The organism is Nostoc sp. UIC 10890, from assembly GCF_054786515.1.
On record NZ_JBSGKF010000001.1, the window covers coordinates 558986 to 583896 of the forward strand.

Genomic DNA, 24911 nt, shown 5'->3' on the forward strand with positions numbered 1-24911 from the left:
AAAAATCAGGAGTCTTATAGAAAGTTAGACATGGTTTATTACGGTATGAATTAAGCTAACAAAGGGATAGAATGGTATTTAAATCTGCATAAGGTAAAAATCTACTCTTCCTGTTTTCCTAGATATACTTCAATAACACGAGAGTCATTTTGAACTTCTTCAAAATTCCCTTCGCACAGCACCGAACCTTCATGTAAAACCGTTACTTTCTTGGCAATTTGGCGCACAAATTCCATGTCATGTTCAATTACTAAAATTGAATGACTTTGCGCTAATGCTAAAAGTAATTCACCAATGTTATAAGTTTCTTCATCTGTTAAACCCGCAACAGGTTCATCAACGAGTAATAAGTCTGGTGACTGTGCCACTAACATTCCAATTTCTAACCGTTGCTTTTCACCGTGAGAAAGTAAACCTGCTCTAATATCTGCTTTTGGCGTTAAACCGATGGTTTCTAACAATCCTTTAATATTATTCTTTTCAACAGCATTAGAATGTTCAAACAAAGTAGAAAAGACATTTTTCTTCTTGTTAATAGTAATTTCTAGATTTTCGCGGGGCGTTAAATTCAGGTAAATTCGGGGTGTTTGGAACTTGCGCCCAATTCCCAATCGTGCAATTCGATATTCAGGTAAAGAACGTAGGTTTCTTCCTTTGAATAAAACTCGTCCTACGGTTGGTTGCACTTTCCCGGTAATCACATCCAGAAACGTTGTCTTTCCCGCTCCATTTGGGCCAATTACTACCCGTAATTCACCTACATCCATGCTAAAGTTAAGCTGGTTTAGCGCCCTAAATCCGTCAAAATTAACAGTTACATTTTCAGTTTCCAATATTTTCGCGTTCATGTTGCACTTCCGGGTCTTCTTCCAAGGTGGGATATGTAGCAATTTCTTGACGGCGGTTGAAAAAGGAAATATTCTGACTACGCAACCATCCCACTATGCCATCAGGAAGGACTGTGACGACTATCAAAAATAGTGCGCCTTGGAAAAATAGCCAGATTTCGGCAAATTGTTCGCTTAAAAAAGTGCGGGCATAATTTACTAATAAAGTTCCGACAATCGCGCCAATTAAAGTAGCGCGTCCGCCTACAGCTACCCAAATCACCATTTCAATCGAAAAGGCAATATCCATTGCTCTGGGTGATACAGAACCACTTTGAATGGTGTAAAATGCTCCTGCTATCCCTGCGATCGCACCGGAAACTGCAAACACCAACACCTTAAAATCTGTAGGGTCGTAGCCAGAAAATCTTACCCGACTTTCATCATCACGAATCGCTATCAACAACCTCCCAAAGCGTCCGCTTGTCAACCAGCGACAAACGCCGTAGGTGGCTGCGAGAAACACTACCGTCAGCGTGTAGAAAATCAATTGCGTCTTGGCATCGCTGACCGTTGCCCCAAAGAAAGTTGTAAAATCTATCAGTCCGTTCGTACCGTTGAAAAATTGTTGTTGACCGTTAAAGAAGTTGAAAAATACAATAGTTCCGGCTTGGGTCAAAATAGAAAAATAAACTCCCTTGAGACGATTCCGAAATACTAAATATCCTAATATTCCCGCCAATAACCCTGGAATTAGTACCACAGCAGCTATTGTCAAAGGAAAGGAATAAAAAGGTTGCCAAAACGCAGGAAGTTCCGTAACCCCATAAAGTCCCATGAAATCAGGTAATTCTCCAGTCGGGATTTGCAGTTTCAGGTACATTGCGATCGCATATCCACCCAAACCAAAGAAAATACCATGTCCCAAACTTAGTAAACCAGTATAACCCCAAATCAGATCGATACCCAAAGCCACGATCGCCAGCGACAAAAATCGCCCCAACAAATTTAGGCGAAACTCCGAAAGCACCAGTGGCATGATAATTATAAGGAAGAGTGCGATCGCAATCACTACCCCAACCTCAATTAAAATTAACCTTCCCCCCTTCTTTATCATTCTCTGTATCCTCTGCATCTCTGCGGTTTAAACATCAACAGTACGTCCCTTCTGTGGAAAAATCCCCCCAGGCTTCCACTGTAAAAACACAATAATCAGCGCAAATACCATCACCTTGGCCATACTCGTCGTGGCAAAAAAAGTAAAGAAATCAGCTAAAGGTTTAACAGGAGTCAACAACAAAGCCAAAGTCCCAGAACCAATTAAAAAATTAGCCGTACCAATACCCAAAGCAGCCAAAATAGTACCGGCTAAATTGCCCACACCCCCAACGACAACAACCATAAAAGTATCAATAATATAGTTTTGTCCCGTATTTGGCCCTACAGAACCAAGCAAACTAATCGCACATCCCGCCACACCAGCTAAACCAGAACCCAGTGCAAAAGTAATCGCATCAACCTTTTGAGTTGGGATACCCAAACAAGCACTCATACTCCGGTTTTGCGTCACAGCCCGAATTCTTAAACCCCAGCTAGAACGTTGTAAAAATAAGTAAATTCCTGATACACAGATTATTGTTAAAGCAATAATAAATAATCTGGCAAAGGGTAATTGGACACCACCTAAAGATACTCCTGCTTGTAACCAAGTCGGTGCTGTAACATCCACATTTTGAGCGCCAAACCAAGGTTGAGTTACTGCTAACTGATAAGTTTGACTCAATAAATTGCCTGTTGTGATTGTCACCCCCAGCGATAATAAAAATATCACCGCCACAATCCAGTTACGAACTCTTCCCAAATCTGTGCGGGAATTTAAAATCCATAAACCTCCAAAAAACAACAGAGAAAATATGGCGATACCAATTATTAATACCCAATTCACACTGCGGACAAACTGCTGAAAAATCAAACTTACTCCCCAAGTTGCCAATAGAGTTTCTAACGGGCGTCCATAGAGATAACGAATCACGCCTTTTTCTAGAATTAATCCCACGGTAGCCGTGAAAAGAAAAGCGATAATCAAAGCCAAAAATATATAAACTTCAAACCATACTCCGCCCAATTGCTTACATACATTTTGTACAACATAAGTTGTATAAGCACCGAACATCATCAATTCACCATGCGCCATATTAATGACGCCCATCAATCCAAATATAATGGCTAGTCCCAACGCGGCAATCAATAATACAGCGCCAATACTAATGCCATTAAATACAGCTTCTAAAAATCCTGCTAACACTTATTTCTCCATAACAGCTATCAGCGATTAGTTAGTGTCTCGTGTGCCTCGTTGCCTCGTTCCCAGTCTCAGACTGGGAATGCCTATTAGGAGGCTCCGCCTCCTATAGAAGCGGAAGAACCTGGAAACGAGAAAAAATTTTACTAATTCGTAATTTGTAATTAATTACGAATTACGAATTACGAATTATTTAGGCTTTCTTGAACTTACCACCCTTAGCCGGGTCAGTCCAATCGCAAGCAAATCCTTTAGTTTCTTTTACAAATTGATTCCAAGGAACTGGCTCAACTGGTGTTGGAGTAGCATAGACAATATCAAACAATCCATCTTGTCTAACTTGACCAATCCGCACAATTTTAGATATGTGATGATTGGCATCCATTGTCACTTTACCTTCAGGCGCATCTAGAGTTTGACCATAAGCCGCCGCCCGCACTTTCTCTAAATCAGTAGTCCCAGCTTTTTGTACTGCTTGCTTCCACAAATAAACTGCAATATATGCTGCTTCCATTGGGTCATTTGTCACCCGATTTTCACCGTACTCTTTCTTGAAAGCTGCCACAAACTTTTTATTTGCAGGTGTATCTACTGTTTGAAAATAGTTCCAAGCTGCATAGTGACCTTGGAGATACTCTACACCAATTGCTTTAACTTCTTCTTCAGCAATACTTACAGACATAGAGGGATATTTATCTGGTGTCAATCCAGCCCCTTTCAATTGTTTGAAGAAAGCAACATTACTATCACCATTCAAAGTGTTATAAATTACGCCGCCATTGGGCAAATTTTGTTTGATTTTAGTGATAATTGGTGTAACTTCTGTGTTACCAAGAGGTAAATAATCTTCACCAACTGTTTTTCCGCCTAAAGCTTCTAGTTGAGCTTTAATGATGGTATTAGCTGTCCGGGGAAAAACGTAGTCAGAGCCAACTAAAAAGAATTCCTTGCCCTTATTTTTTAACAACCAATCAACAGATGGTTCGATTTGTTGATTTGGCGCAGCGCCAGTGTAGAAAATGTTTTTAGAACACTCTTGACCTTCATATTGCACAGGATACCAGAGCATGTGATTTTTGCTCTCGAATACTGGCTTTACGTTCTTGCGGCTAGCAGAAGTCCAACAACCAAAAACTACAGCAACTTTATCTTGATCGATTAGCTTGGTTGCCTTTTCTCTAAAAGTATCCCAGTTAGAAGCACCATCTTCAGTAATTGCTTCAATTTGTTTACCTAAGACACCACCAGCAGCGTTAATTTCTTTGATTGCTAATTTTTCAGCATCGACAACGCTTTTTTCACTAATAGACATGGTACCACTCAAAGAGTGCAAAATACCTATCTTGATGGTGTCACCAGCAGTCGCCGCCGCTGGTGAAGCAGCAGGAGGCGCGGCTGGAGTCTCTGTTGCAGTTGGAGAATTATTCGCGCAAGCTTTCAAAAAAAAGCTGCTTCCAAAAGTTGCAGAACCGTAGATTAAAAACTTGCGTCGGTTAAATTGTCTTCTCATATCTTTATGAATTTTCCTCTTGATGAATCAGCCAACTTATAGAAAGCTGACAATATCAATCTTCAAAGTGTGATATTAGTGCGATAGTTTACTAGTAAAAAGTGACGTGTTATACAAAAAAGTTCATTTTTGTAATAAAAAACAAACTTTTTAATATTAAGCTTTGTTAACTTCATAAATATTTTCATATCTATGCAATTATGTTGTGGAGGAAGAAAAATCTTTCTCTTCCACGAATGTCTGAGATTCTAGACAGTCTTTGAAGACGCGATTTATCGCGTCTCTACATCAGGGTTTTGTTGCTCTATCTGAACTGTATTGAGTTGAAAACATCTGTCTTTTTTCAAAATGCTAGTCGCTACTGAACAGATAGCTGCTTGACACAGCAATATCAGTAATATTTTGTGTTTTTCACTGCGGGGCTTTTAGATTAGCATTTTTGTAATTATTTCATCTTCGTTGCCAGTTGCAAAATTAGCAAAGCGTTTTGCCAAAGGTGGTATAAGTACTAGGGGATTGCTAAACCCAGAAAAAACATGAACGCTTTCAAATCCTGGGATAGCACCAATTAAGGGTAGTTGATTGCCACTAAATGCCACTAAGCAATGATACCAAGTTCCTGGTAAATTCTCCAATGTTGGTAAAATTTGACCAACACTTCTTCGCAACCATTTTTCGCTTACCTCTGAGTTTACCTTGGCATGAGGATCTGCGATCGCACGGCTAATTTGACCAATGCGGATACTACCGTCTGGAAACTGAATTGCACCCGCATCTAAAATTGGCGGTACTAAATCATTACCAAGTTCATCCCACAATTCATCAACTTGAGTAGATTCAGCTTCTAGTTGAAACCGTTGTAGATTAGCCGGCATAACTAAAGTGCGTAGCTTGATATCAACAGGTGGGGTTTCAATGATTTCTGCATGGGTAAAATACAGCTTGATGGAAACACCAGCAGATTTTAGAAGCTGGCGGCTGATTCCACCCGCACAAATGACAACATTCGCGCTGTGGAAAGTTGCAGTGGAGGTTTTGACACCATCTTGCAAGACTTGCAAAACTTGGGTAATCTGCATTTCACCCCCAGCACGTTCAAAGGCTTGGATGTAAGCAAGTGATGTTTTTTCTGGGTGAATATGACCGTGTTTGACAGTTAAAGCACCAGATATTGCCTCTCGATTTAGCTGCGGTTCCAACTCACAAGCTTCTTGGACACTGAGTAAACGAGGTGGAATGGCAAAATGATTATATGATGCCGCAGTTGCGTCTGGGTCATTAGCGGCTGAAATAGTCAGTAATAAATCTAATTCCCGAAATTGGATATCAGCGTCTAACTCTTGAGATAGGATATGGTAACGTGCGATCGCTTCTTCGCACAATAGCCGAGTTAGTGGCGTATTGCCAGACCAATAAGCAAGTCCACCATAACTATAGCGAGTTGCATTCTGTGGTGTGCTGTATTGCTCCAACAAAAGTACAGCAAAACCTGTTTTTACTAATTCATAAGCGAGTGCAGCACCCGTAATTCCACCACCAACCACAATCCAGTCGTAGGTTTTCATATTAAATATCTTTCTTAACTACGAATTACGAATTACGAATTACGAATTACGAATTACCATAACTTGCTTGTAAACGACTTAAAAGATATTCTCCCGCCAGGATAGGGGGATAAATAGGCGATTGTTCTTTCTGGCAACTTTCTAAACAAGTAATTTCGCTATCATCATTAGGATGACAGAAAAAAGCGATAGAATACCGGGACTGCTTCACCCTATCATCACTAGGAATCATCACTCGATGCTTAGTTGAGCAAAATAAATGATTTGTCCAGCGTTGCATTAAATCGCCAGTATTGACTATTACAGTATCAGGAATTGCAGGCGCGGCAATCCACTCTCCAGATGTTATCTGTACTTCCAACCCGCCAATGTCATCTTGGAAAAGTAAGGTAATACTGCCATAATCGGAATGTTCACCAGCACGTACTTGTCCGGGTTTGGATGGTGTTTGCAATGGGGGATAGTGTAATAATCGCAAGGTATGATTTTGTTGATTATGTCTTGTTGTAAAATAATTTTCTGGCAATTCCAACGCCAATGCATAAGCTTGTAATATCGTGTTGGTAAGTTCTATGCAACTATCATAAAAAGTGACAATAGAAGCATCTATTCCTACAGCCGCTTGTTTGTTTACATTCAACGCCTCTTTCAAGTCGCCTGGGTTATTGGGATTAAGACGTTCTCTTTCAATCCCAACGTAACCCGTGTTACTAAATTCATCACTCCAAGCTTGCTTTTGCTTGACTTCTAAAGATAAATTGAAGAAAGATTTGCTGTGAGTGAATACTTGATTTATGAGTTCTTTTGATATTCCCGAATTTTGCAAGTACATGAAACCAATCTCATGACAAGCTTGATAAATTTGTTTCACAAGAGCTTGCCGAGTTGCTGCGTTGCCATTGAGAAACATAGTTAAATCAATTACTGGAATGATGACCATTGATATTTGGAGATTTTTGATTTTGTTTAATTATTTAGCGGGGAAATAAACTTTGCTTAAAATTATTCAGATAGAGACTGACGAACATAAATCTCATATACAGGAAATATTTTGGGAATATTTTAACGAGACTAAGTTAATATTCAGCGATCAATTCGGCATTAATTTAGATGTTAATACATTCCTTGAGCAATATATGACTCAACTTCATGAATTTCTACCCCCTTCAGGACGCTTGCTTCTAGGACAATCCGAGTCAAAAATAGTCGGCTGTGTTTGCTTGCGAAAGATTGGTGAAGATGTTGGGGAAATTAAAAGGATGTATGTAAGACCAGAATTTCGCCGAAAAGGAATCGGTCGGGCATTGTTACAAGATATCATCAATGAAGCTGTCTACATTGGTTACTCAAGGATACGTTTAGACAGCGCCCCTTTTGTAAAGAAAGCACAGGCACTTTATCGTGCATTTGGCTTTCAGGATATCAAACCATATTTGAAAAAAACAGAAATTCCTTTAGAACATCGTGCAAACTGGATTTTTATGGAATTGATTTTAAAATCATGAATATTCGTTGTGAAACTTTAACAGACTACCCAGCAATAGCTGAGGTGAATACATTAGCCTTTGGACAGGAGAATGAGGCTAAACTTGTAGAGGTAATTCGCCATTCTGACCGCTATATTCCAGAACTTTCGTTAGTTGCAGAAATTGAAAATGTTGTAGTCGGTCATATTTTATTTAGCTATATTGACCTGGTGGGTGAAGAAACATTGCAGGTACTTGGTTTAGCACCTTTGGCAGTTCGTCCACAGTTTCAAAGACAAGGAATTGGTAGTGCATTAATCAAAGCCGGGTTAGAGATAGCAGAGGCAAATAAAGAAGCCGTAGTAATTGTACTAGGTCATCCCCAATTTTATACTCGTTTTGGCTTTAAAACTTCTGTTGTTTATGAAATCGAGTCTCCCTTTCCAATACCAGAGGAATTCTTCATGGTTAAACTACTGCAAAGCTATCAGGAAAGTTATAAGGGAAAGGTTGTTTATCCATCTACTTTTGATGGAGTATAAATCGCGCACAGATTCAAAGATGAGAGGTTGTTTTAAAAGTGGTTGACTGTAATTTGATTACTGACTTTATTGAAGAAGTTGGCAATCTCGCTAATTTTTTATTAGTAATTAAAAATGATTGGTGCTGAAATTCTACCTGGAAGATTTATCTCTAAATAGATATTTTATCAACAAAAATTTGATGTTCTGGTGTAGATAATCCCTGCTGCAAAATGGCTAAAGCTTTAGCTAAGTCTCCTGATAATAATGCGGAATTCGCTAACCATAACCCTGGAAAAACTTGAGAGTAAACTATATCATCTGTATTCGGTTCAAGTTTAATATACTCGCCTTCTTGTAACCTAAACCAATCAAATTGACGGTCATAAACTCGCCAGACTAAATATTCTTGTACTTGATTACGACGATACACTTTCAGCTTTTTATGCAAATCATAGGAAGCACTAGAAGCGGCAATTTCTACAATTAATTCTGGCGCACCTTCTACATAATCGTCCTTGTTAATGCGCGACTGTCCACCTTGTTCTATTCTTAATATGGCATCTGGTTGGGGTTCATTATCAGCATCCAGGAGAACAGTAGTGTTATCCAGTGCTTCTACTCCTGGTGTAGCTGCTTCGTAAGTCCCTAACCAAGTCATAATGTGACTATGGGGTTTACCATGTTGTTTTGCTCGTACAGGCGATGCCATGTAAACAACTCCTTCAATCAATTCTGCTTTCTTCAGATTAGGCATGGCATGGTAGCGTCGCTCAAATTCATGACGGGTGAGCTTGTCGCCATTTTCTAAAGGCGGAATTGCCAAAATTTGAGAAGTTGTGTCAGCAGTTATCATAATTTTCTCATCATGCTGGAATACTGACATTACTAAACTAATTTTATCATCTCGCTAATATTTCCAGTTATGTTAAGGAATTTTAAGGTAGGGTGTGTTGTCGCAGAGCGCAACGCACCGTCAACAATCTCAGGTGCGTTAGCCTACGGCATAATACACCCTACAGCTAATTTATATTATTGAATTCTTTTCACTGACTTACTTAAATCAAATTAACTTTTTATTGTGCAACAGCACCAAGATTATACCAATTCAATTAATGATTGCAACACATCCTTGGATAAAGACGCGATTCATCGCGTCTCTACAAATGGTCTATTTGTCGCATTCTTTTTTTAAATTGGTATTAGATGGGATGACAACAAATCATCGATTATTCATTAAAAATCACTGGTGCTGAAACTATACCTTTTGCCTCTAACGCAGCCGCAACCCTTAAAATCAACGCTTCATTATATGGTGCTGCTATTAATTGCACACCCAATGGTAATGCATTTTGGCGATGAATTGGCACTGATAAAACGGGTAAACCAATGAAAGATAATGGTTGAGTAAATAACCCTAAATGAGGACGGACAAGAATTTCTTCGCCATCCAAAATCATCGTTTGTTGACCAATTAACGGTGCGGAAATTGGTGTAGTTGGGGCAAGAATTACATCGACATTTTGAAATACTTCCTGCACGCGATCGCGATACCATCTTCTAAACCGTTGTGCTTGGAGATACCAACTACTTGGGATTAGCGCCCCAGCCAAAAAGCGATCGCGTGTAGCCGCATCAAAATCTTGAGGATGCGATCGCAATTTTTCCAAATGCAGATTTGCCCCTTCGCTAGCTGTAATCACAAAGGCTGCTGCACGGGCGCGGTGTGCCTCTGGTATGATTACGTATTCAGTGACTTCTATTGCATCAGCTACCTTTTGGACTGCTGCTAAAGCTTCCGGTTCTGCGCCTTTGGTGAAATAATCACCAGCGATGCCTTCGGCGGACTTCGTCAACGCAATTCTGATATCAGAAATATCCTGTTTAAGTTGTGGTAAAACCAATTCAGGCGGACGCTTTGTACAAATTGGATCGCGATCGTCTTCTCCCTGAAGCACATCAAACACCGTCGCGATATCCTGCACCGATCGCGCAAAAGGGCCAATGTGGTCAAAACTGCTAGAAAATAAAGCTACCCCAGCACGAGATAACCTCCCGTAAGTCGGCTTGAAACCAAAAACGCCGCACAACGCCGCCGGAACGCGAATTGAACCATTAGTATCAGAACCCAGCGTCAGCGGTACTAATCCAGCAGCCACAGCCGCCGCTGAACCACCTGATGAACCACCAGCAACTCGCCGTAAATCATGGGGGTTATGAGTAGCGCCGTAATGAGAATTTTCCGTTACGAACCCATAAGCGTACTCATCCATATTCAAAGCGCCAACCAGCACAGCACCCGCTTGTTTCAGCTTCGCTACTGCTGTCGCATCAAGGCTTGCTGCTGGATTTTCTGCATTGATTTTCGATCCCGCCAAAGTCGTTAAACCAGCAATATCGAAAAGATTTTTCACCGCAAAAGGCACACCAGCCAGCACTCCCGGATGATTACCTTGAGCAATTTCCCTGTCAATGCGGGCTGCATCTGTTAAAGCTGTTTCAGCAGTGACAGCCGTAAAACAATTGAGTTGATCATCCCGCGTTGCTATTCGTGCTAATGCAGTTTTAGTAACTTCCACTGCGCTAACTTTACCTTCGCGGACAGCAGTTGATATTGTGATGGCATCGGCTGAATTAAAATTCATGCTGAAATATTAAGAGATAGCGCGTTTAGCTTTTTGAGTAATAGCAGTCCGCATAGTTTTTGTTAGTTGTAGTAAAGTAGCACTAAAACCTAAATCTAGAATACAAGATAATAAAAACCAAAAGGGCAAAAATTGGTTTTCAGGATTTTTAAAACTTTCTGTAAGAGCCATACGAGTCATAAGGTTTGACCCGATCATAAAACCATATAGCGGCCCTATTAACAATCGCACTTGTTCACTTAAACGTGTTAAATCATCACCTTCCCCTTTAAATCGATCGGCAAAAGTGGACAACGTGTTAGCTATTCCCCAAATGCTATATATGGGAATTAGAAATCGCGCGATCGCACCTCCTGGCGTAATCGGATATTCCTTAAATAGATTCTTTAAATCGGCATGGAGACGATATAGCCAAACCAAAAAAACAATGATTGAAATTAAGCTGATAAATAACGAAATGATTGATACAAGTGCATCAAGAGAAGCAAGTAGCTGGTAAAGTGGCTTTGCTATGACTTCCAACAAAGATAATAGCGTAGAAGCAATACCAAATCCTAACAGCATCCAAAGCAACCGCATCAACAATCTACCGACACCCGCAGATTTCAATGAACTAGAAGCATTGAAATTATTCATCTGATTTTCCAAGATATAGTCGGCTAATATCTTAGTATCGTTAGTTATACTGCAAGCTCAGTAATTTTACTAAAACATCAACATAGCTATTGTTGAAGTCATTATGGTTCAAACACTGGTGCAACTTCAATTTTCTCTGGTAGAGGGAAAGAATTTACAAGACTAGCGATCGCACTAATTCTCTCAAAATTTGCCACCACACCATCACGATACTCATCTCTTAGCTGCAAATCCAACAACAACGCCATTTGATCAACATACTCACCCACATCAAACTCTTCTCTTTTCATCTCTCCTCCTTCGCGGTTCGTTATTCTAAACTTATAACTTCCTGACTTTTTACGGCATCTGGAAAACCTCTCTCTAAATCTCTCTCCTAAAAGGAGAGAGACTTTGAATTTTCCCCCTTCCCGCGTCGGGAAGGGGGTTAGGGGGTTAGGTTTTTGACGGATTTTTCCAAATAAAGTTAAATAAGTTCTTAACGCCAACTCAAATAAACAATGCGATTAATTTTATACAGTAAACCCGGCTGTCATTTATGTGAAGGCTTGCAAGAAAAGCTAGAACAAATCCAAAATCTCAGTTTCGAGTTGGAAATTAGGGATATTACGACTCGTGAAGATTGGTTTGCTGCGTATGAGTATGAAGTGCCGGTACTTTATTTATCAAACCACAGAGGCGAGGAGGAAAAAGAGGCGAGTGAGAAACCATTGCCGCGTCCTTCTCCTCGTGCTAGTGTGCAGCAGTTGGAGCAAATGTTGCGGAAGTATTTAGCCAATTAGAAAAAAATAATGCAGAATAAGCGCAAGATTAAGAATGTGACGAGGTTCACAAAATGAAATTGCGGGAATTACTAACAGCGGTAGACAGTGTTGAACAATTACCTAGCCATCCGACTTTGGAGGATGTGGAAGTTAGGGGTTTGAAGACGAATTCCCATGCTTGTCGTGTGGGAGATTTGTTTATTGGGATGCCAGGAACGCGGGTTGATGGTGGGGAATTTTGGCAAAGTGCGATCGCATCGGGGGCTGTGGCTGCGATCGTTTCTCCCGAAGCTGCACAAAAAAATCCTCCCACAAATCAGGCTGTGGTCATCAGTGCAAGCAACATAACTCAAGCTTGTGCCCAAATAGCCAGTGCTTTTTACGGTTATCCGGGGAAAAAACTCAAGCTGGTGGGTGTGACTGGTACAAATGGCAAAACTACAACTACTCATCTAATTGAATTTCTCCTCAACAAAGCTAATCTAGCTACAGCTTTGATGGGAACTCTCTACACTCGTTGGGCAGGTTTTGAGCAAACTGCTGCCCACACTACCCCCTTTGCTGTAGAACTGCAACAGCAGCTAGCTGAGGCGGTAAAGGCTGGTAGTGAGTTCGGGGTGATGGAAGTAAGTTCTCACGCTTTGGCCCAAGGTAGAGTATTGGGTTGTGAATTTGAGGTAGCGGTATTCAGTAATCTTACTCAAGACCATCTCGACTATCACAGCGACATGGAAGATTACTTTGCTGCCAAAGCGTTGTTATTTAGCCCTGATTATCTCAAGGGACAGGCAATAATTAATGCTGATGATTCCTACGGGAAGCGGTTAATTGCCTCCTTAGATTCCCAACGCGTTTGGAGTTACAGCGTCAACGACAACAGCGCTGATTTATGGATGAGTGATTTAAATTACCAGCCGAATGGTGTCAGTGGGACATTACATACACCAAAAGGTGACGTAGCTTTTCGATCGCCCCTAGTCGGACAATATAATTTAGAAAATCTTCTCGCAGCCGTAGGAGCAGTTTTACACTTAGGTCTAGATTTGCAGTTAGTGGCATCTGTGATACCTGAGTTCCCAGGAGTTCCCGGACGGATGGAGCGGGTACAGATTAATCCTGACCAAGATATTAGCGTGATTGTAGATTATGCCCACACACCCGATAGTTTAGAAAATTTACTGAAAGCTGCACGTCCGTTTATACCGGGTAAAGTGATTTGTGTATTTGGTTGTGGAGGCGATCGCGATCGCACCAAGCGTCCAAAAATGGGTAAAATCGCTGCTGAGTTAGCTGATGTGGCAGTAGTGACATCAGATAATCCCCGGACTGAAGATCCAGAGAGGATTTTGCAAGATATTTTGACGGGAATCGCTGACACAGTGCAGCCAACTGTAATTTGCGATCGTGCGATCGCAATTCGTACCGCTATTTTACAAGCAGAACCCGGTGATGGAGTGTTACTTGCTGGTAAAGGCCACGAAGACTACCAAATTCTCGGCACCGAAAAAATCCATTTTGACGACCGAGAACACGCACGCGACGCCTTACAGCAAAGACTTAACGTACAAGCTTAATTTGGGCATGGGGCATGGGGCATGGGGCATGGGGCATGGGGCATGGGGAAAGGGAAAGGGGTAAGGGGAAAGGTTAAATTTATCCCTTTACCCTTTCCCCTTTAACCTTTTCCCCTTTAACCTTTTCCCCTGTCCCTCATCTCCCCCTGCTCCCCTGCTCCCTCGTGGGTAGAGTTTTTTATAGTTAATATTTCTTTCCGTGGGGATTTTGTAAAAAATGCACACATAAAGGTGAAAATCGAAGACAGAATTATTTCTTGCTTCATCCTTTTTGTGCTTGACTCATGAATGTTTCTCTGGCTAAGGATCTGTCTGTTTATCAACTGGTTATGGGAGTGCAAGTGCCTCCTAAACCATTGTCCCTCAGTCCTGCGACTCTGCTATCACTGGTGAGAGCACAAATTGACTTACTAATTGAGCAGCAAATTGCAGCCACTTTATGGGTAAAGCTACCACCAGAAAAAATTTGGCAATCAGAATTAGCGCGTTATCAATCCTCGGTAGGTGCGTCTAGTCTCATTTATACTTGCCAGATTGACGAAAATGGAAAAGGGGGAGATGAGGGAGAAGGAAAATTAAATACCTTCTCATCCCCCTCATCTTCCCATCATGTCCTCGTTCACCTACCACCAGATAGCCAACTGCGACGGGAAAACTTTTTGATGGTGTTATCGCCCCAGTTTTGCAGTTTAATTTTGGCTCATCGACCACTTAAAAAACGCAAAACTCAGACATTGGGGAAGGTAAATACTAATAAAAACCAGCCGTTGCTGATTATAACTACTGTTGAGGGGAGAGTAATTCAGCAAGTATTAGATGGTATCAAACAAGCGATTGCGCCAGAATCATCCCCAATTTTACCTGCTGATTTTATTTGTCCAAGCGTACCTCAAGCCGGATTGATGAATCAATTATTGGCAAAACAACTCCTGCGACAAGATGAAATTAATCGTCAAATAATCACAGTACGCACCACCAAGTTTCAGCAGCAAAATCAAGAACTGCACAATAAAGAGCAACTCAAAGATGAATATCTAAAAAATGTATGTCAGGAATTGCGTATACCCCTAACGCACATGAAGACAGCACTTTCATTATTAAATTCCCCTAATCTTAAACCCCCCCAGCGACAACGTTATTTACAGATGTTAAATACCCAGTGCGATCATCAAAATTCCCTGATTACTGGTTTATTGGAACTGGTACAACTGGAACGTAATTGGGAAGGAATGGCTTTGGAGTCAGTGCGGCTCTCAGATATTGTGCCTGGAGTAGTCAGTACCTACCAACCTGTAGCTCAAGAAAAAGGGATTATGCTAGCCTACACCATACCGACTGAACTCCCATCTGTTTGGTGCGTGAGTGGTGGTCTGAGGCAAATTGTGATTAATCTGCTGCACAATAGCATTAAGTTTACCTCTAATGGGGGTGAAGTATGGGTGCGTGCCCGTCTTCAAGGTGATCATGTCCAATTAGAATTCCGCGACACAGGTATCGGTATTGCCGAAAACGAAATTCCCAAAATCTTTGACCGTTTTTATCGTGTGCGTACAGCAGCAACAGAAGATTATGGTGGTGCTGGGTTGGGGTTAACAATCGTACAGCAATTGCTACTGCGTTGTGGTGGATCTATTTCTGTAAAAAGTAAATTATATGAAGGTTCTACTTTTACAGTGCAACTGGCAACTGTTGGCAATATTCCAAGAGCGATTACAGAAAATGAGTTATAAATTATGAGTTATAAGTGATGAGTTATGAATTTTTAATTCATAACTTATAACTCCTATTTATACAGTTATCAGTTAGAAGTTGGGAGCCATAGTCCCCCACTTCTAATAGGTATTTGGTACTTTCGTGCTTTTCACAATACACTGTATTATGTTTTACTTATAAAGCGCTCAACTTGGACGGATACATCAGGAAAGGCTAGGGGTGAAATAGTACCTGTAGTTAGTGTCAGTTCAGTTTTGTATTCCCCATTTTTTAGGTCACGAAATACTTTTAACTGCGGAGTTTTCAGGTTGACAACCCAGTATTCAACAATACCAGCCTCAGCGTAGATGTCTTTTTTGTCACCTAAATCTTTGCTCAGGGTGGCTTTGGAGAATTCAATAACCCAGAATATATCTTCTGGATAAGGATGGTGTTCTAGGTAGACCTCACCTAATGGTTTGACAATCGCAACATCGGGAGCCGGTTCTGAATCGTTGGGTAAGGTAATGGGTTTGGCATCGCGGATTTTTACCCGTTCACCGAGGAGTGTGCGAAGATAATCAGCTGCTTCTGTGTTGTAGTAGGCGTGAGGTTCTCGTTCTGGGGGCATAACAATGAGGTCGCCGCGCAATAGTTCAATGGGCTGGTCGTCAAAGATGCCTGCCTCTATTGCTTGGTGATAACGTTGAATTGTCCATTTATAGGTAGTTACGGTCATAATCCTTATTTAGCCTTTTTTCTACCAATTAGACAAGAAGTTTAATTTGATTTTAGGTTGGAAAAACATGAGATGAGTGCCTAATGCACTCTACTTCTAAGTCAATTACAAGCTAGATATTGCTAATTGGTTTGCTAAAGCAAGCGCTGCCGCATCGTATTTCCAATAAGGAGAAAATTTCATTAGGTCTTGTAACATAAAAAAAGCTGGTTTATCAACTATGTCATCTATAGTTAAAGAATCTATTTTTTTCTCAATGACAGTTAAAATGAATTCTCTCTGATAACTGCCGACTGCCCAGACACTAGCATCCCCACCTCCTCCAATACTAACTTTGATAAACTCTTCAAAGAAGAAATCAACATTTTCTCTAAAAACTGGCATAATACTTATCCGCTTTTTTATGAAATTAACAAAGGAAAACTTTGGGTTCTATATAAAGTCATTTTCCAATACAGAAACGGCTAAAAATCCTCTCTAAAACTGATTCTGTTACTTCCTCTCCAGTGATTTCTCCTAAAGCTTGAATTGCACCTCGTAAGTCAATTGTCCAAAAATCAAGAGGTAACTGCTGAACAATTGTTGCTTGCACTTGTTCTAAAGATATTTTAGCTTGAGTTAAGGCTGCTGCCTGCCTTTGATTAATGGCTAAATCCATATCAGCAGCTTGTACTTTTCCAGATTGAACTATTTCTAAAATTGCTGTTTCTAAAGCGTCAATACCTTGATTTTGGGCTGCGGCTGTGAAAATTTTAGAGTTTGGACTTCGGCTACGCTCAGTCGAACGATTTGGGATTTTGGATTGCAGAGTTGTTCTTTTGCTTTCTTCTACTAAATCGATTTTGTTAATCACTATAATCAACGGACGGTGTTGTACTTTTTCATAAATTTCTTGATCGCCTTCTGTCCAACCGGCGGAAGCATCAATGGTAAGCAAGACTAAATCAGCTGCATTGGCGGCAAGATGCGATCGCTCGACGCCAATTTTTTCCACTTGGTCTGTTGTTTCCCGAATCCCCGCTGTATCTAGTACTTGTACGGGAATTCCCCCGACAACTAACTGGGATTCCACCACATCGCGGGTTGTACCAGGTAAATCAGTCACAATGGCGCGATCGCTCCGGCTCCAAGCGTTCAATAAACTCGACTTACCCACATTCGGACGCCCAACAATTGCCACTTTTAAACCAGTGCGTAGCAATTCACCTTGATCTTTGGTTTCCAATAACTTAGTTATTTCTGCGGCAATTTTATCGATTTCTGATATTATTGCTTTATCATCCAGCGGCGGAAGGTCTTCCTCAAAATCAATCCGAGCTTCAATTTCTGCCAAAATATCCAAACAGTTAGCGCGTAACTGCCGAATCGGATGAGCTAATTTTCCTTGTAAACCAGCTAAAGCACTTTGAGCCGCTTGGGGTGATTTAGCTCCCACTAAATCGGCAATACCTTCGGCTTGAGTTAAATCCAATCGTCCATTCAAAAAAGCACGGAGAGTAAATTCTCCCGGTTGCGCTAGTCTAGCCCCATTTTCCAAACACAGTTGTAGTACTTGCTGCACTGCCATAATTCCCCCGTGGCAATGGAATTCTACAACATCTTCACGGGTGTAAGAACGGGGTGCTTTCATAATCAGCAACAAGGCTTCATCCACTATTTTGTGCGTCTGGGGATGGCGAATGTAACCGTAGAGAATCCGGTGACTTTCCCAAACTTGTCGCCCTGGTGCATGAAAAAGACTTTGGGCAATCGCTATTGCTTGAGAACCTGACACCCGCACAATCCCAACACTACCCTGTTGGGGGACAACAGCAGTAGCGATCGCGGCTATAGTTCCAGTAGTAGCAAAGATTTCCGACATGAGCGCCCTTTATCAAAGTGAGGAGTTAGGAGTTAGGAGTAAAAATCATAACTCATAACTCATAACTTTCTAAATGGTAAGTATTTAGGTAGGGTCGAGGGGTAACTGGCAAGGTAAAATTTACCTGGAGGGTTATGCCTGATAGTCAAGAGTTAAGAGTGAAGAGTTAGGGGTGAAAATCATAACTCACAACTCATACCTCATAGCTTTTAGAAAGAGGAATTTACTGTGGAGCAAAAGATTGACTGCGCCCAAGCCTGCGTTAACGGGTGTGTTTTAGGGGATAAATGTCCCAATATCGAGTTTAGAGAAGCAGCCGCAAAATTTATTGAAGAAACTCCTTTAGAAAAAATGCTGGAGTTGGCACAAGAACGTCTGCGACAAAAAATGACGGAACCGCCAAAATGGGTTTTTCCTGAAGATCCATAATATTCCGGGCGACAGGCACAAGCAAGACAGCGTAGAAGTTAAATAGTATCTGGATAAAGGATCTATATTTTATTCTCGCAGTTTTGCCGCCAAGCGATCGCAGTGTTCCTTCTCCTTCAGGAGTGGTTGAAGCATTCTAGAGAACCTAATTCTTCATCACCGCATCCAAAAGAATATTGGCATCAAAGCGGACTACATCGGTGCAAGGTAGCCCCGTTTCTGCTATTGTTTGAGCGATGCTTTCCTGTGCCGCATCTTCATCTAAGTGGGCTGTGTTCAGTGCTATACCCACTACAGGAACACTTCCAAAAGCACCACCGGCACTAGCAACAGTTTCATAAAGCCGAATCACCTCTGGTAAGGGTGGAATTATGACATGGGGATGATTACGTACATGAACTTGTCCTGCGCGATGTCCTAACACCAGTTGAGTTGGTTGGGAACCACGAATTAGGGGTAGGGTTGCCGTTGAACCAGGATGTAAAAGTGAACCTTGTCCTTCAATGTGCAAAATGTCGTAGTTTTTGCCATAGCGCATGACTATCTGTTCCACAGCACCAGCGGCAAAATCTACCCGCACGGCATCTAAAGCTACGCCGTCCCCTTCTAACATCACCCCAGTTTGCCCTGTGGCGAGGAACTTAGAACGCCAACCCCGCAGTTTTGACGCCCAATGTAACTCTAGGCTAGTTGACATTTTACCAATGGCCATATCGGTTCCCACTGTCAACACCCGCCGACAAGGGAGAGTGCGTGCCATTCCACTCGCAACACCGATATTAGATGGCTCTTTCCGCACATCCCAAATTAGTTGCCCTGGTTTGAGCAGTGCATTTAATTCTGGGATGCTTGCCATTGGTGTATGTAAACCATTCACCAGCGACATTCCCGCTTCTAAAGCGTCTTTAATTTCCAGCCAGTAATCATCTGGTACAGCACCACCTCCTGGGGCAATGCCAATTACTAAAACTTCCGGCTTGTACTCAAGGGCTGCGGCTACAGACGCCACAATTGGCACATCACGCTTGATACCTGTTAATTCTGGTAGGGATTTGCCAGCACAATCGCGATCAATTACAGCTACGATTGGGGATTCACTGTAACGTAAAATCGCTAGCCCTGTTTTGCCGTGAGTCCCAATAGTTCCCTCATGAAGTAAAATAGCTACTCGTTGATTAAGTGGTAGACGCACTGTGTTGTACTCCCAAACCTGGTAAATCGTTTGGCAAAACTCTTCCTGCTTTTAGTAATGCACCCGTAAAAGGGTCATCAATTAAATTCAGGTGACTATCTAAATCTAAATAATCAGCTAGTGGCGCTAGCTGTAATGCTGCTGTATTAGCTAGCGAACTGTCAGAATAGCAACCAAACATTACTTGCAACCGATATGCTCGTGCTGTATGTACCATTCGCATTGCCTCTGTTAGTCCCCCTGATTTCATCAGTTTGATATTAATACCATCCACGTAATTTGCCAAATCGGGAATATCAGCGCTTGTAAAACAACTTTCATCGACAAAGATGGGGAGGGGAGAATGTTCTTTGAGTTTTGCTAAACTTGGTTCCTGCCCCCGTGGCAATGGCTGCTCTACATACTTTATACCTAAATCTGCCAACCAATTGCACATTGCGATCGCATCTTCTAAATTCCAACCCCCGTTGGCATCAACAAATAATTCTATTTCAGGCGCTTCTTCTCGCACCGCCAATAGCATTTTTTTATCTGCACCTATGCCATCTGGACTACCTAGCTTCACCTTGAAAAGGCGGACATCGGTAAATTTTAACCAGTCTTGCGCTCTAGCGATCGCACCTTCAGGCGAATTAATCCCAATTGTGACAGAGGTCGGGACTATTTGATTGCGATCGAGTCCCCAAATTTGCCACAACGGTAATCCTACACGCTTACCCAACCAGTCGTGCATTGCCATATCCAAGGCAGCTCTCGCAGCAGAAGGAACTTGGTTTTGTGTTAAAACTTGCTCAATTTCCTGACGTTGTAAGGGGCTGAATGTTTGTAACAGTGGCACAACTTGCTCTAGATTATTTTTGATTGCATCAGTTGATTGCCGATGATTACCCACACCAAATGGCGATGCTTCCCCCCAGCCTTCGATATCATCCTGTGAAATTCTCACCCATACATTCGTTGTCTGTGCCGTTGTACCTCGACTAATAGTCAACGGAAATCTCTTATTTACAGTAAATAAATGTACATTTATTTGCATATTTTTTATACATAATTATGATATTGCCAAAGTCAGTGTAAGTTCAAAGTTTAGATTATCGGATGTATCTGTTATACTTTTTTACATTAATTACAAAGTTTTTATACATACATTTTATTTTATGAATAACTTAAAGAAATGGAAGATTTTAAAATCAAAAATGGTTTTAGATAATCCTTGGTGTCAGGTGAGACAAGATGAAATAGAATTACCAAATGGTAAAATTGTAGATGATTATTTTGTCAGTATTAAGCCTGACGTGGCGATGGTTTTACCCATCACCAATAATAGAGAAATTATTTTTGTCCGGCAATATAGACACGCTGTAGGTGAATTTTTCTTAGAACTGCCGGCAGGAAATTTTGATCCTACAAAAGAGAGCGCAGAAGTAGCAGCCATTAGAGAACTGACAGAAGAAACTGGTTATATTGCTCAAGAATTTAGAAAAATTGTAACTCTATACGATAAGCCGAGTAAAGATACCAATCAAATACATTTATTTTTAGCAGAAAATGTGAGTAAAGTTGGAGAACAACAACTAGATATTACAGAAGAGATTGAAGTTGTATTGATTCCTCTAGAATCAGTTTTAGATAAAATTATGCAAGGAGAAATTTCTGTTTCCGGAACTGTTGCGGCTCTCTTCTTAGGTTTAAAGTTTATCTGTTATTGAAGGAGGCTTTTCAAACATCCTCTTAAATCCATGTTCCTGAAGATGCTACTTTCAGACATTCTTGAAGAAACTGTTGGGGAATTTCTCTACTTTCTCCCCAATGCAGATGAACATAAGAAGCATGAACATTTGCAGGTAAACCCCATCCCTCGCATCCCATATTTTCTTCACAATCGTAGCGAGAAGTTTCAAAGAGGGGCTGAGTGGGAGTTAAGGTTAAATGGGAACGATGAAACTCATGTCCGTAAACAGTTGTATTTGCTTTAACTAACAGATTATCTTGCAAAGCTACTGCGCGACGATACCCTAAAGTTAAACGCCCACCCATCACAGCAGATGTCGGTAAAACTCCCGCCATTGGCCAAGATTTACCCTCAAAATCGATAATTTGCTCACATAAATACATCAATCCTCCGCATTCGGCAATTGTAGGCATTCCTTTAATTATTACCGTTTTCACTGCATCACGAACCCTGGTATTTTCTGCTAATTGCTGGGCAAAAACTTCCGGGAAACCACCGCCAAAATACATTCCCTGCACATCTTTTGGTATTGCAGCATCTTCTAAAGGACTCCAGAAAACCAGTTCTGCACCAAGCTGTTGCAGCAAATCGAGATTGTCTTGGTAATAGAAATTAAAAGCGCGATCGCGAGCAATAGCAATTCTAACTGGGGATGAGGGGGGATGAGGGGGATGATGGGGCTGAGGGAGAGGTTCTGATTTTAACAGGGGTAATAAGTGTTGCCAATTGAAGCAAGTATCTCCTAAATCGGCGAGACGATCGATTAAAGCGTTGAGTTCGGGAAGTTCTGCTGTAGGTACTAAACCTAAATGGCGATCAGGAATTGTGATGTTATCTTGACGCCGCAGTACGCCGAGAATGGGTAATTGTAGGGGTTCTAGAGAATCTTTGAGGAGAGAGAGATGGCGATCGCTACCCACGCGATTTAATATTACCCCAGCTATTTTAATTCGGGGATCAAAAGATCGATAGCCGTGAGCGATCGCAGCGACAGAACCAGATAAACGACTGCAATCAATCACCAACACCACAGGTAAATCTAAAAGCCGCGCAATGTGCGCCGTACTCGCAAAGTCAGTCATTTGTCTTTTGTCCTTTGTCATTTGTCCTTGGTCAGTTGCAAATGACAAATGACTATTGACCAATGACGAAACACCATCAAACAACCCCATCACCCCTTCTACTAGGGCATATTCACTCAACTGGCTATGACGGGCAAAACATTGCTGAACGTAGGCTTCAGAAGTCAGTACAGGGTCTAAATTCCGACAAGGACGACCAGTTACGTGTCGATGAAACATTGGATCAATGTAGTCTGGGCCTACCTTGAAAGATTGCACCAAGCGATCGCGACGACGTAAAGATGCTAAAAGGGTGAGCGTGACTGTTGTCTTACCCACCCCACTACGTTCTCCGGCAATGATTAAAGCCATAAATGAAACAAATGTGGTTTTTATACCAATTAAAAAGCAGAAAACTAGCCAATTAGGGGAGTTAATCTGAAAAAGTTTGTCTAATAATGACTAATAGCTAGAGATTATACCAATTTGAAAAAAGAATGCGACAAATAGACCATTTGTAGAGACGCGATTCATCGCGTCTTTACCCAAGGATGTGTTGTAATCATTAATTGAATTGGTATTAGCTCAGATTGGATAGTAATCAGCCACCAGAAAAGGAACCTTTTTATGATCATTGTTCATCATCTTAACAACTCGCGATCGCAACGGGTGCTGTGGCTGCTTGAGGAATTAGGTATCGAATATGAGATTAAATTCTACGAACGCGATTCAAAGACGATGATGGCGCCGGAGTCGCTGCGCCAAGTTCATCCCCTCGGTAAGTCACCAGTAATCACAGATGCAGACCTCACCATTGCTGAGTCGGGTGCTATCATCGAATACCTCGTTAATCGCTACGGCAATGGTCGCCTAGTTCCCGCATCCGATACACCGGAGCATCTACGCTATACATATTGGCTGCATTACGCCGAAGGCTCTGCAATGCCACCGTTGGTAATGAAGCTGGTCTTAAACAATTTCGGGGAAGGAGACAGCAACGTAGTTAGGGGATTTGTTGCGCCCCAGATTAAACTTCACTTTGACTATATAGAAGGTGAACTTCGTAAAAATACGTGGTTTACAGGAGAGGAATTCACCGCCGCCGATATCCAAATGAGCTTTCCCCTGGAAGTAGTCGCTATGCAAAAAGAAGAGATCGAGAACCGGCCAAAGCTAAAAGAATTTGTCGATCGCATTCATGCGCGACCTGCTTACAAACGCGCCCTTGAGCGTGGAGGCGAGTATGACTATATCACAGAGACGCGATAAATCGCGTCTCTTGCTCTTGGTGTAGAGCGATCGCACATTGTACAATGCGTTAATTTTTCCTAGCTCATGAAGCGACTAACTTTTTGCGGCTAGGACGCTTATGGTCTGATTTTTTCTTCAGTCCTACAGCTTGGGCTTGATCGCTATCCGAACCATATTGTCCGCGCACAACTTCTTTCATCGCTAATACCGCATTGTGAAATTCCCATTCTGCTAATCGCGCAGCATCAGCAGCAGCACGGTATAAAGTTAGTTTCTCAGTTTCGGCTTGTTGCTGGGCTAACATAGCTTGATAAGTTTGCTGTAAGTTAGTAGCAGAGGCATCAGCACGGGTTGTTTCATAAGTAGCGATCGTTTGCAAACCGTGCCATGAAGTCACATCTTCACTAATTACTTGAGGGCGCAAACGACGTGTTTTATCTTGGATAGGCATATCAGTATACTGTTGTAATCTACATATTTAATGTGCCCATTGCAACCCTAAAGCTAACAGTAAGATGAGATTTTTAGATAAAACAAAGTTAAACAAAGGGTAAGCTCGTTCTTGCAAGGCGATGCATCAAAGGTGCAAGGCGATGCATCAAAGGTGCAAGGCGATGCATCAAAGGTGCAGGGCGATGCATCAAAGGTGCAGGGCGATGCATCAAAGGTGCAAGGCGATGCATCAAAGGTGCAGGGCGATGCATCAAAGGTGCAGGGCGATGCATCAAAGGTGCAGGGCAATGCATCAAAGGTGCAGGGCGATGCATCAAAGGTGCAGGGCGATGCATCAAAGGTGCAGGGCGATGCATCAAAGGTGCATTTGGGTGGGCAAACATTTGCCCACCCAAAAGACTTAAATCAGGCGTTGCTGAATCAAGGGATGATTCTTGTAGGGTGGGCCAAAAAGCCACTGGTGTCAACTTCAGCCAAAAATAGCGTACTGATTGGGTGTTGTTCACCCGCCAGGGATTGTAAATCCCTGACTAATTGCTCAAGTCTACTGAAGTAGACTGAAAATTTTTGCGCTCTTTCTCTTTAGTCCTCTTCAGAGGACTTTAGCTATGAGACAGGGATTTACAATCCCTGGCGGACGTGCTGGCGGAGGTGCGGTTTTGCGTTAAGTTGACACCAGTGGCGTCTCGCC

Annotated in this window: 26 protein-coding genes; 8 read left to right on the forward strand and 18 right to left on the reverse strand. The window is 41.8% G+C overall.

Annotation, left to right across the window (positions count from 1 at the left end; all coding sequences use genetic code 11):
* Positions 1 to 101 precede the first annotated feature (101 nt).
* From urtD to ACWATR_RS02385, 6 genes are all read right to left on the reverse strand, one after another.
* The gene (gene urtD, locus ACWATR_RS02360) at positions 102 to 848 is read right to left on the reverse strand and encodes an urea ABC transporter ATP-binding protein UrtD (protein ID WP_460329133.1); all 747 of its coding nucleotides are present in this window, start codon (positions 846 to 848) and stop codon (positions 102 to 104) included.
* Positions 823 to 1944: an urea ABC transporter permease subunit UrtC gene (urtC, locus tag ACWATR_RS02365; RefSeq protein ID WP_460329135.1), complete on the reverse strand. Its 1122-nt coding sequence runs from the start codon at positions 1942 to 1944 to the stop codon at positions 823 to 825. Before urtC ends, urtD begins: the two co-directional genes overlap by 26 nt.
* 27 nt (positions 1945 to 1971) lie before the next feature.
* Positions 1972 to 3132 carry an urea ABC transporter permease subunit UrtB gene (gene urtB / locus ACWATR_RS02370; protein ID WP_460329137.1) on the reverse strand — a complete coding sequence of 387 codons (1161 nt, stop codon included), beginning with the start codon at positions 3130 to 3132 and terminating at the stop codon, positions 1972 to 1974.
* 190 nt (positions 3133 to 3322) lie between these two features.
* Positions 3323 to 4639: an urea ABC transporter substrate-binding protein gene (gene urtA / locus ACWATR_RS02375; RefSeq protein WP_460329139.1), complete on the reverse strand. Its 1317-nt coding sequence runs from the start codon at positions 4637 to 4639 to the stop codon at positions 3323 to 3325.
* Positions 4640 to 5064: 425 nt separating this feature from the next.
* Positions 5065 to 6204, reverse strand: a complete 1140-nt coding sequence (locus tag ACWATR_RS02380) for an NAD(P)/FAD-dependent oxidoreductase (RefSeq protein WP_460329142.1) — start codon at positions 6202 to 6204, stop codon at positions 5065 to 5067.
* A 46-nt stretch (positions 6205 to 6250) separates the two neighbouring features.
* Positions 6251 to 7144, reverse strand: coding sequence for an isopenicillin N synthase family dioxygenase (locus ACWATR_RS02385; protein WP_460329145.1), 894 nt, complete (start codon positions 7142 to 7144; stop codon positions 6251 to 6253).
* 52 nt (positions 7145 to 7196) lie between these two features.
* Between ACWATR_RS02385 and ACWATR_RS02390 the strand changes: the two genes are divergently transcribed.
* Positions 7197 to 7709 carry a GNAT family N-acetyltransferase gene (locus ACWATR_RS02390; RefSeq protein ID WP_460329147.1) on the forward strand — a complete coding sequence of 171 codons (513 nt, stop codon included), beginning with the start codon at positions 7197 to 7199 and terminating at the stop codon, positions 7707 to 7709.
* Positions 7706 to 8212, forward strand: coding sequence for a GNAT family N-acetyltransferase (locus ACWATR_RS02395; protein ID WP_460329149.1), 507 nt, complete (start codon positions 7706 to 7708; stop codon positions 8210 to 8212). The genes ACWATR_RS02390 and ACWATR_RS02395 overlap by 4 nt, the downstream gene beginning before the upstream one ends.
* Before the next feature lie 151 nt (positions 8213 to 8363).
* Here the strand turns inward: ACWATR_RS02395 and ACWATR_RS02400 are convergent, their stop codons facing one another.
* From ACWATR_RS02400 to ACWATR_RS02415, 4 genes are all read right to left on the reverse strand, one after another.
* A complete protein-coding gene (locus tag ACWATR_RS02400; protein WP_460329152.1) occupies positions 8364 to 9047 on the reverse strand; it encodes a Uma2 family endonuclease in 684 nt (227 codons plus the stop codon).
* Positions 9048 to 9420: 373 nt separating this feature from the next.
* Complete coding sequence (locus ACWATR_RS02405) at positions 9421 to 10836, reverse strand: AtzE family amidohydrolase (RefSeq protein ID WP_460329154.1); 1416 nt, start codon at positions 10834 to 10836, stop codon at positions 9421 to 9423.
* Positions 10837 to 10845: 9 nt separating this feature from the next.
* Positions 10846 to 11472, reverse strand: coding sequence for a hypothetical protein (locus tag ACWATR_RS02410; protein WP_460329156.1), 627 nt, complete (start codon positions 11470 to 11472; stop codon positions 10846 to 10848).
* A gap of 101 nt (positions 11473 to 11573) precedes the next feature.
* On the reverse strand, positions 11574 to 11762 hold the full coding sequence (locus ACWATR_RS02415) for a DUF4089 domain-containing protein (protein ID WP_460329158.1): 189 nt from the start codon (positions 11760 to 11762) through the stop codon (positions 11574 to 11576).
* 210 nt (positions 11763 to 11972) lie between these two features.
* On the opposite strand from ACWATR_RS02415, the gene ACWATR_RS02420 reads away from it, so the two are divergent.
* The 3 genes from ACWATR_RS02420 (at position 11973) to ACWATR_RS02430 (ending at position 15540) form a co-directional block, all read left to right on the forward strand.
* Positions 11973 to 12254, forward strand: coding sequence for a glutaredoxin family protein (locus ACWATR_RS02420; protein ID WP_460329161.1), 282 nt, complete (start codon positions 11973 to 11975; stop codon positions 12252 to 12254).
* A 53-nt stretch (positions 12255 to 12307) separates the two neighbouring features.
* Positions 12308 to 13810 carry a UDP-N-acetylmuramoyl-L-alanyl-D-glutamate--2,6-diaminopimelate ligase gene (locus ACWATR_RS02425; protein ID WP_460329164.1) on the forward strand — a complete coding sequence of 501 codons (1503 nt, stop codon included), beginning with the start codon at positions 12308 to 12310 and terminating at the stop codon, positions 13808 to 13810.
* A 284-nt stretch (positions 13811 to 14094) separates the two neighbouring features.
* Positions 14095 to 15540 carry a DICT sensory domain-containing protein gene (locus tag ACWATR_RS02430; protein ID WP_460329166.1) on the forward strand — a complete coding sequence of 482 codons (1446 nt, stop codon included), beginning with the start codon at positions 14095 to 14097 and terminating at the stop codon, positions 15538 to 15540.
* A gap of 146 nt (positions 15541 to 15686) precedes the next feature.
* Here ACWATR_RS02430 and ACWATR_RS02435 read toward each other — a convergent pair whose 3' ends face one another.
* The 3 genes from ACWATR_RS02435 to mnmE form a co-directional block, all read right to left on the reverse strand.
* Positions 15687 to 16241, reverse strand: coding sequence for a Uma2 family endonuclease (locus tag ACWATR_RS02435; protein ID WP_460329168.1), 555 nt, complete (start codon positions 16239 to 16241; stop codon positions 15687 to 15689).
* 105 nt (positions 16242 to 16346) lie between these two features.
* Positions 16347 to 16625 (reverse strand): hypothetical protein, encoded by a 279-nt coding sequence (locus ACWATR_RS02440; protein WP_460329171.1) that lies wholly within the window; start codon positions 16623 to 16625, stop codon positions 16347 to 16349.
* A gap of 58 nt (positions 16626 to 16683) precedes the next feature.
* On the reverse strand, positions 16684 to 18102 hold the full coding sequence (gene mnmE / locus ACWATR_RS02445) for a tRNA uridine-5-carboxymethylaminomethyl(34) synthesis GTPase MnmE (RefSeq protein WP_460329174.1): 1419 nt from the start codon (positions 18100 to 18102) through the stop codon (positions 16684 to 16686).
* Positions 18103 to 18330: 228 nt separating this feature from the next.
* On the opposite strand from mnmE, the gene ACWATR_RS02450 reads away from it, so the two are divergent.
* A complete protein-coding gene (locus ACWATR_RS02450; protein ID WP_069070276.1) occupies positions 18331 to 18531 on the forward strand; it encodes a hypothetical protein in 201 nt (66 codons plus the stop codon).
* A 145-nt stretch (positions 18532 to 18676) separates the two neighbouring features.
* Here ACWATR_RS02450 and ACWATR_RS02455 read toward each other — a convergent pair whose 3' ends face one another.
* Positions 18677 to 19723 carry a DUF1611 domain-containing protein gene (locus ACWATR_RS02455; RefSeq protein WP_460329176.1) on the reverse strand — a complete coding sequence of 349 codons (1047 nt, stop codon included), beginning with the start codon at positions 19721 to 19723 and terminating at the stop codon, positions 18677 to 18679.
* Positions 19707 to 20759 (reverse strand): dipeptide epimerase, encoded by a 1053-nt coding sequence (locus tag ACWATR_RS02460; RefSeq protein WP_460329179.1) that lies wholly within the window; start codon positions 20757 to 20759, stop codon positions 19707 to 19709. The genes ACWATR_RS02455 and ACWATR_RS02460 overlap by 17 nt, the downstream gene beginning before the upstream one ends.
* A gap of 121 nt (positions 20760 to 20880) precedes the next feature.
* Between ACWATR_RS02460 and ACWATR_RS02465 the strand changes: the two genes are divergently transcribed.
* A complete protein-coding gene (locus ACWATR_RS02465) occupies positions 20881 to 21432 on the forward strand; it encodes an NUDIX hydrolase (RefSeq protein ID WP_460329181.1) in 552 nt (183 codons plus the stop codon).
* A 22-nt stretch (positions 21433 to 21454) separates the two neighbouring features.
* Here the strand turns inward: ACWATR_RS02465 and ACWATR_RS02470 are convergent, their stop codons facing one another.
* A complete protein-coding gene (locus tag ACWATR_RS02470; RefSeq protein ID WP_460329184.1) occupies positions 21455 to 22888 on the reverse strand; it encodes a cobyrinate a,c-diamide synthase in 1434 nt (477 codons plus the stop codon).
* 255 nt (positions 22889 to 23143) lie between these two features.
* Here ACWATR_RS02470 and ACWATR_RS02475 point away from each other — a divergent pair, with 255 nt between their 5' ends.
* The gene (locus ACWATR_RS02475) at positions 23144 to 23785 is read left to right on the forward strand and encodes a glutathione S-transferase family protein (protein ID WP_460329187.1); all 642 of its coding nucleotides are present in this window, start codon (positions 23144 to 23146) and stop codon (positions 23783 to 23785) included.
* 64 nt (positions 23786 to 23849) lie between these two features.
* Here ACWATR_RS02475 and ACWATR_RS02480 read toward each other — a convergent pair whose 3' ends face one another.
* Positions 23850 to 24218, reverse strand: coding sequence for a hypothetical protein (locus tag ACWATR_RS02480; protein ID WP_069073757.1), 369 nt, complete (start codon positions 24216 to 24218; stop codon positions 23850 to 23852).
* A gap of 88 nt (positions 24219 to 24306) precedes the next feature.
* Complete coding sequence (locus ACWATR_RS02485; protein ID WP_460329189.1) at positions 24307 to 24726, reverse strand: hypothetical protein; 420 nt, start codon at positions 24724 to 24726, stop codon at positions 24307 to 24309.
* Positions 24727 to 24911 lie beyond the last annotated feature (185 nt).

What these genes read in the sequence shown, in the direction of transcription:
- ACWATR_RS02420 (WP_460329161.1), top strand. Translation starts at nt 11,973, where the DNA reads ATGCGATTAATTTTATACAGTAAACCCGGCTGTCATTTATGTGAAGGC.
- ACWATR_RS02440 (WP_460329171.1), bottom strand. Translation starts at nt 16,625, where the DNA reads ATGCCAGTTTTTAGAGAAAATGTTGATTTCTTCTTTGAAGAGTTTATC.
- ACWATR_RS02475 (WP_460329187.1), top strand. Translation starts at nt 23,144, where the DNA reads ATGATCATTGTTCATCATCTTAACAACTCGCGATCGCAACGGGTGCTG.
- urtD (WP_460329133.1), bottom strand. Translation starts at nt 848, where the DNA reads ATGAACGCGAAAATATTGGAAACTGAAAATGTAACTGTTAATTTTGAC.
- urtA (WP_460329139.1), bottom strand. Translation starts at nt 4,639, where the DNA reads ATGAGAAGACAATTTAACCGACGCAAGTTTTTAATCTACGGTTCTGCA.
- ACWATR_RS02415 (WP_460329158.1), bottom strand. Translation starts at nt 11,762, where the DNA reads ATGAAAAGAGAAGAGTTTGATGTGGGTGAGTATGTTGATCAAATGGCG.
- ACWATR_RS02385 (WP_460329145.1), bottom strand. Translation starts at nt 7,144, where the DNA reads ATGGTCATCATTCCAGTAATTGATTTAACTATGTTTCTCAATGGCAAC.
- ACWATR_RS02430 (WP_460329166.1), top strand. Translation starts at nt 14,095, where the DNA reads ATGAATGTTTCTCTGGCTAAGGATCTGTCTGTTTATCAACTGGTTATG.
- ACWATR_RS02470 (WP_460329184.1), bottom strand. Translation starts at nt 22,888, where the DNA reads ATGGCTTTAATCATTGCCGGAGAACGTAGTGGGGTGGGTAAGACAACA.
- ACWATR_RS02380 (WP_460329142.1), bottom strand. Translation starts at nt 6,204, where the DNA reads ATGAAAACCTACGACTGGATTGTGGTTGGTGGTGGAATTACGGGTGCT.
- ACWATR_RS02395 (WP_460329149.1), top strand. Translation starts at nt 7,706, where the DNA reads ATGAATATTCGTTGTGAAACTTTAACAGACTACCCAGCAATAGCTGAG.
- ACWATR_RS02480 (WP_069073757.1), bottom strand. Translation starts at nt 24,218, where the DNA reads ATGCCTATCCAAGATAAAACACGTCGTTTGCGCCCTCAAGTAATTAGT.
- ACWATR_RS02400 (WP_460329152.1), bottom strand. Translation starts at nt 9,047, where the DNA reads ATGATAACTGCTGACACAACTTCTCAAATTTTGGCAATTCCGCCTTTA.
- ACWATR_RS02460 (WP_460329179.1), bottom strand. Translation starts at nt 20,759, where the DNA reads ATGCAAATAAATGTACATTTATTTACTGTAAATAAGAGATTTCCGTTG.
- ACWATR_RS02465 (WP_460329181.1), top strand. Translation starts at nt 20,881, where the DNA reads ATGAATAACTTAAAGAAATGGAAGATTTTAAAATCAAAAATGGTTTTA.
- ACWATR_RS02425 (WP_460329164.1), top strand. Translation starts at nt 12,308, where the DNA reads ATGAAATTGCGGGAATTACTAACAGCGGTAGACAGTGTTGAACAATTA.
- mnmE (WP_460329174.1), bottom strand. Translation starts at nt 18,102, where the DNA reads ATGTCGGAAATCTTTGCTACTACTGGAACTATAGCCGCGATCGCTACT.
- ACWATR_RS02410 (WP_460329156.1), bottom strand. Translation starts at nt 11,472, where the DNA reads ATGAATAATTTCAATGCTTCTAGTTCATTGAAATCTGCGGGTGTCGGT.
- ACWATR_RS02435 (WP_460329168.1), bottom strand. Translation starts at nt 16,241, where the DNA reads ATGACCGTAACTACCTATAAATGGACAATTCAACGTTATCACCAAGCA.
- ACWATR_RS02405 (WP_460329154.1), bottom strand. Translation starts at nt 10,836, where the DNA reads ATGAATTTTAATTCAGCCGATGCCATCACAATATCAACTGCTGTCCGC.
- urtC (WP_460329135.1), bottom strand. Translation starts at nt 1,944, where the DNA reads ATGATAAAGAAGGGGGGAAGGTTAATTTTAATTGAGGTTGGGGTAGTG.